Source organism: Bilophila sp. 4_1_30 (genome assembly GCF_000224655.1).
Classification (GTDB): Bacteria; Desulfobacterota; Desulfovibrionia; order Desulfovibrionales; family Desulfovibrionaceae; genus Bilophila; species Bilophila wadsworthia.
The window spans coordinates 236,414-240,719 of the sequence record NZ_JH114231.1 but is presented as its reverse complement, the minus strand read 5'-3'; the positions used below and the strand labels follow the sequence as shown (position 1 = coordinate 240,719).

The following is a 4,306-nucleotide window of genomic DNA, read 5'->3' as shown; positions in this document are numbered from 1 at the left end:
CTCCATGATGGTTTCGATGAGCGCCGCACCGGACTCGGGGACATCCACGGCATATCCGGCCTGCCGCATGGCCCGGAGGATACGGCTCACCGACTCCAGAGAATCCAGCTTGGCGGCTCCGCCTACGGATGCCTCCACGGACGCGCAGGGATCACTGTTCAAAAGAAAGGCAACCCGACGTTCCGCCACGGGCTTGTTTCTGAGACGCAGCCAGCGGGCGATGCGGGAGGCGAAACGCTCCACCCGTTCGGGATGGGGCGTACGGCGCTCGATTTCGGTTCCGCTCACGCCGGTCTGGGACAAGGTGCCGCCACCGAGGAAAAACGGCTCAATGGCTCCTTCAAATTCGGGCATGGCGACGGCCCACGACACTTCGCTGTTCAGACCCTGCGGGTCGGCTTCCCATTCCTCAAGCGTTTTTGAGGAAGCGAAAACAGGCTGGAAGATCGGCACGCCGAGTTCACGGAAAACGCGCACGCTTTCCCGCGCCGGGGAATCGTCTCCGACAAACGCTGGCATATCCCCACCGTTATTGGTGAAGTACGGCAAAAACTTGACGAGGGCCCCGATCCGGCTCCCGCTCTCCCCAAGAAAGACCTCACGTGACCAGATCGTCGCCCCCTTGTTGCCCGTCGCCTTGTCCCGCAGTGTATTCGTAAAGGCCGGAAACACGCCCAAGCCCTTCGCTTCGAGGGCATGGACAAGTGCCGCTTCCACGTCGGGCATGTCGTTGACCCAGTAATGCCGACCGAACAGCAATCCGACCGTCCGTTCCGGATCCAAGCTCAGGCCGCGTTCCCGCGCATACCCCGCATACCACTCCAGATAGCCCCGCACCGTGGCAAAGGCGCGGACCGGCGCATCGGGATGCCAAAGCCCTTCCCAAGGAACGGGAACCGGTTCCGGAACCGCCGCGGCATCCGGCAACGCGTCCAGAAAACGGAACAGATTGCCGAGATTCTCCGCGCCGCCATAGGTCAGATAGCGATAAGCCGTCTGTGCCGTTTCGACGGATACCGAGGACAACGCCCACGCAGCCGGATCGTAGCTGACGCAGACCACCGGTACCGTCTTCCCTATCAGGCGGATGCCTTCATCAAGCTGATCCCACAGCGCGTCCGTTGTCCGAAACACGAAAAGCGCTGTGGCGGAACGCATGATTTCAAGGCAGCGCTCCACGCCGTCCGGATCCTCCAGCATACGGGAAGACAGGACGCGCACCGAGGGCATCCCAGGGCGAGAGGCTGCGGACATCAATGCGCCCACATGACTGGACCAGGCGACACAGACAACGGACATGCATTCCTCCTGAAAAGGATACGGGAAGGGGCGCGGCAACACTCGCAGCCCCTTCCCAGTCATGTAATGGAGGGAGACCCATTACAATTTTTAGAACCCGGCCTCCAGACCAACGAAAAACATGTTGATCGGAACGCGGGAACCGTTTGTATAGCGGATTTCATCCTTCGTGGTGATGCCCTGCATTTCGATGAAAGGTTCCAGCCAGTATCGCTCGTAATCAAACCGCCTGGACAGCTTGAACTCGCCCAGCCAGAAGTTGCCCTCGGCGATGTCACCGTTGTCCGTCTGATCCTGCCAGATGCGGCCCAACCATGTGGCGCTGGCCTGCAGCGTAAACCAGTCGGGATGCGAGAACGTAAACCCAAGGCTCGCCTTGCGCGTGGGAACATTGTGCAGATGATTTCCCTGATTGGCTCCGGAGCGGATTTCCGGGCGCAGCGCGGTCCCTTCGGCAAAAAGCTTCAAATACTCGTTGTATTGGTAGTGGATGTTGGCTTCGATGCCTGTGATGGTCACCTTGTCGATGTTTTCCTTCATCTTGATGTTGTAGCCGTCTTCCTTTCCCTTCGGGACGTTGGCGATGTAATCCTCGGCCCACGTCTTGTAACCGGTCACATTCAGGGTCAGCCTATCCGTGGGATTGACGTCCACACCGACATCCCACGTCTTGGACAGTTCGGGTTTCAGGTTGGGATTGCTCTTATAGCGGCTCGAACCGATGATGGAACCGCCAAAAAGATCGTTGAGCGTCGGCGCGCGGAACGCCTCGCCGTAGTTGGACCGGAACACCACAAGGTTATCCCACGGATCCACGCGTACGCCGAGCTTGGGGGAAAACCGCACGTTGCTGGCCGAAGCGAAATCCTGTTTGTCGGGATTCACCTTGTCATTGGTGTCTTGAAGGTATCCCTTGCTCCGCCAGTAGTCGTAACGAACGCCGGGTACGACGGTCAGCTTGCCGTCCAGAATCGATATTTCATCCTGGAGATAACCACTCAGGTTCAGCTCCTTGCCGCCCTTCTGAGTATAGCGGGTCGAAGTGAAGTAGTTGGACTCCGAATCGAATTTTCCCCAAGAGCCAGCAACCCCGACCGTAAACAAATGCATGTCGCCAAGGGCAAACGTGTTGCTTTGATCCCAAGAAACGGTCCGCATCTTGGAAGGGGCTTCGGACGTTTTGACCGTCTTGCTGGCATTGTCATAATCGGACTTGGTGAAGTCGCCCCGAACGGAGAAACTGCTGTCCACTGCGCCAAAATCCTTATGCAATCTGGCACCGATGCCCTGATGCTTATTGCTGTACAGGTTGAAGTCTTCGATGTGCCATCTACCTGTATTTTCAAACGAGGACATTTCTCCGTGTATGGAGAGATCCGCGGTTTCGTCGAAACGGTAATTCAACGCCAACGCCCCGTTGTAGTTCTCCACCTTCTCTCGTGCACTGTTGAATTCGTTCCGGTTTGAACCGGCTTTGGGGCTGTGTTCCGGCAGGACGTTGAAACCGCGCGACTTCAACATGCTGCCGGAAATGGCGTAGCTGAATTTGTCAATGGCCCCGGTATGGTAGAGTTTGTTCTGCCATGTGTTGTAGCGTCCGAACTTGGTGCCGACCGTGGTTTTGAAACCTTCTTCCGTCGGTTTTCTCGTGATGATGTTGATGACGCCGCCCATCGCGCTGGAACCGTACAGCGCGGAAGCGGGCCCGCGCACTACTTCGATGCGCTCCACGGTATCGAGGCTGATGGTGTCCCAGTTGAAGATATTGTTCCCCGCCGCCATAACAGGAAGGCCGTCCATAAGCACCAGCACGCGCCCGTTGACGTCGTCACCGCCCATACCACGGATGATCACCTTATTCTGCGTGCTCGTACCATAAAAGGAACGTGCCGAATCGACGGTAACGCCCGGCATCGTGCGCATGACGTCCAACACGTTGTTGGCGGGCATCTTTTCGATCTGTTCGCGCGTCACCACGGAAACGTCCGCCGTCGTTTCACCAAGGCTGTGTTCCGTTTTGGTCGCTGTGACGACGACCGGCTTCATGGTCGCGCTGACGGTTTCCTCCGCAAGTACGCCTTGCGGGAACAAACACAGAGCCCCCAACAACGCGGCCAGACAGGTTCCTTGCTTCTTCACTGTTCCATGTCCTCTTCTTGAAAAATCCCTGAACGGGACGGAAAAACCGCCCCCTCCTCTGTCGTATCGGGAAACCACAGGGAAACCTGCGGATTGTCCTCGGCATGGAACGCGCACATGGGAAGACCATAAACCGAGGCGATGCGTTCGCCCGTCAAAACATCCGCCGGAGCGCCGGAAGCCACGATCCCCCCATCCTTCATGAGAAGGATCATATCGGCATAGCGGGCGGCAAGATTGATGTCGTGCATGGAAAGGATGACGCCCTTGCCCTGCTTCGTGGCAACACGGCGAACCGTTGTCAGTACTTCCACCTGATGACGGAGATCCAGGCTGCTGGTGGGCTCATCAAGAAGCAGCCAATCCGTCTCCTGAACAAGAGCGCGAGCCAACGCAACCTTCTGGCGCTGCCCTCCGGAAAGGTTGGCAAGAGAACGCTCCGCGAGCGCATCCAGATCCAGCCGGGAAAGAACCGTCCCCGTCAACGCTACATCGGAAGGGGAAGGCCCCCACACAAACCACGGTTTGCGTCCAAGCAATACGAACTCAAATACACTGAGCGGAAAACGCAGGGACACATCCTGCGGGATATAGGCGAGCTTGCGGGCACGCCTCTGGGCGGTCATGCGTCCTATCGGCATACCCGACAGGAGTATTTCGCCAGAGGAAGGTTTCAAGATTCCCAGCAACAGCTTGAGGAGCGTCGTTTTTCCGGTTCCGTTGGGACCGAGAACGGCACATATCCCACCGCTTCGGAACGTGAAGGAAAGGCCCCCAAGGAGGGGCCTCCCTGCCGGATAAGCAAAAGCAGATCGCGGAGTTCAAGCATGATTCTGCCCTTTCCGCTATCAACAGCCAGAAGAAGAAA

General features: G+C 57.8%; 3 protein-coding genes. All 3 read right to left on the bottom strand.

All coding sequences use genetic code 11. From position 1 onward, the window contains the following. Positions 1-1,299: cobaltochelatase subunit CobN (locus HMPREF0178_RS01180; protein WP_009378372.1), on the bottom strand; the 1,299-nt coding region annotated here is incomplete at its 3' end. A gap of 90 nt (positions 1,300-1,389) precedes the next feature. Next, positions 1,390-3,438, bottom strand: a complete 2,049-nt coding sequence (locus HMPREF0178_RS01175; protein ID WP_009378371.1) for a TonB-dependent siderophore receptor — start codon at positions 3,436-3,438, stop codon at positions 1,390-1,392. Further along, positions 3,435-4,181, bottom strand: coding sequence for an ABC transporter ATP-binding protein (locus HMPREF0178_RS01170; protein ID WP_083832421.1), 747 nt, complete (start codon positions 4,179-4,181; stop codon positions 3,435-3,437). The genes HMPREF0178_RS01175 and HMPREF0178_RS01170 overlap by 4 nt, the downstream gene beginning before the upstream one ends. Positions 4,182-4,306: the final 125 nt, after the last annotated feature.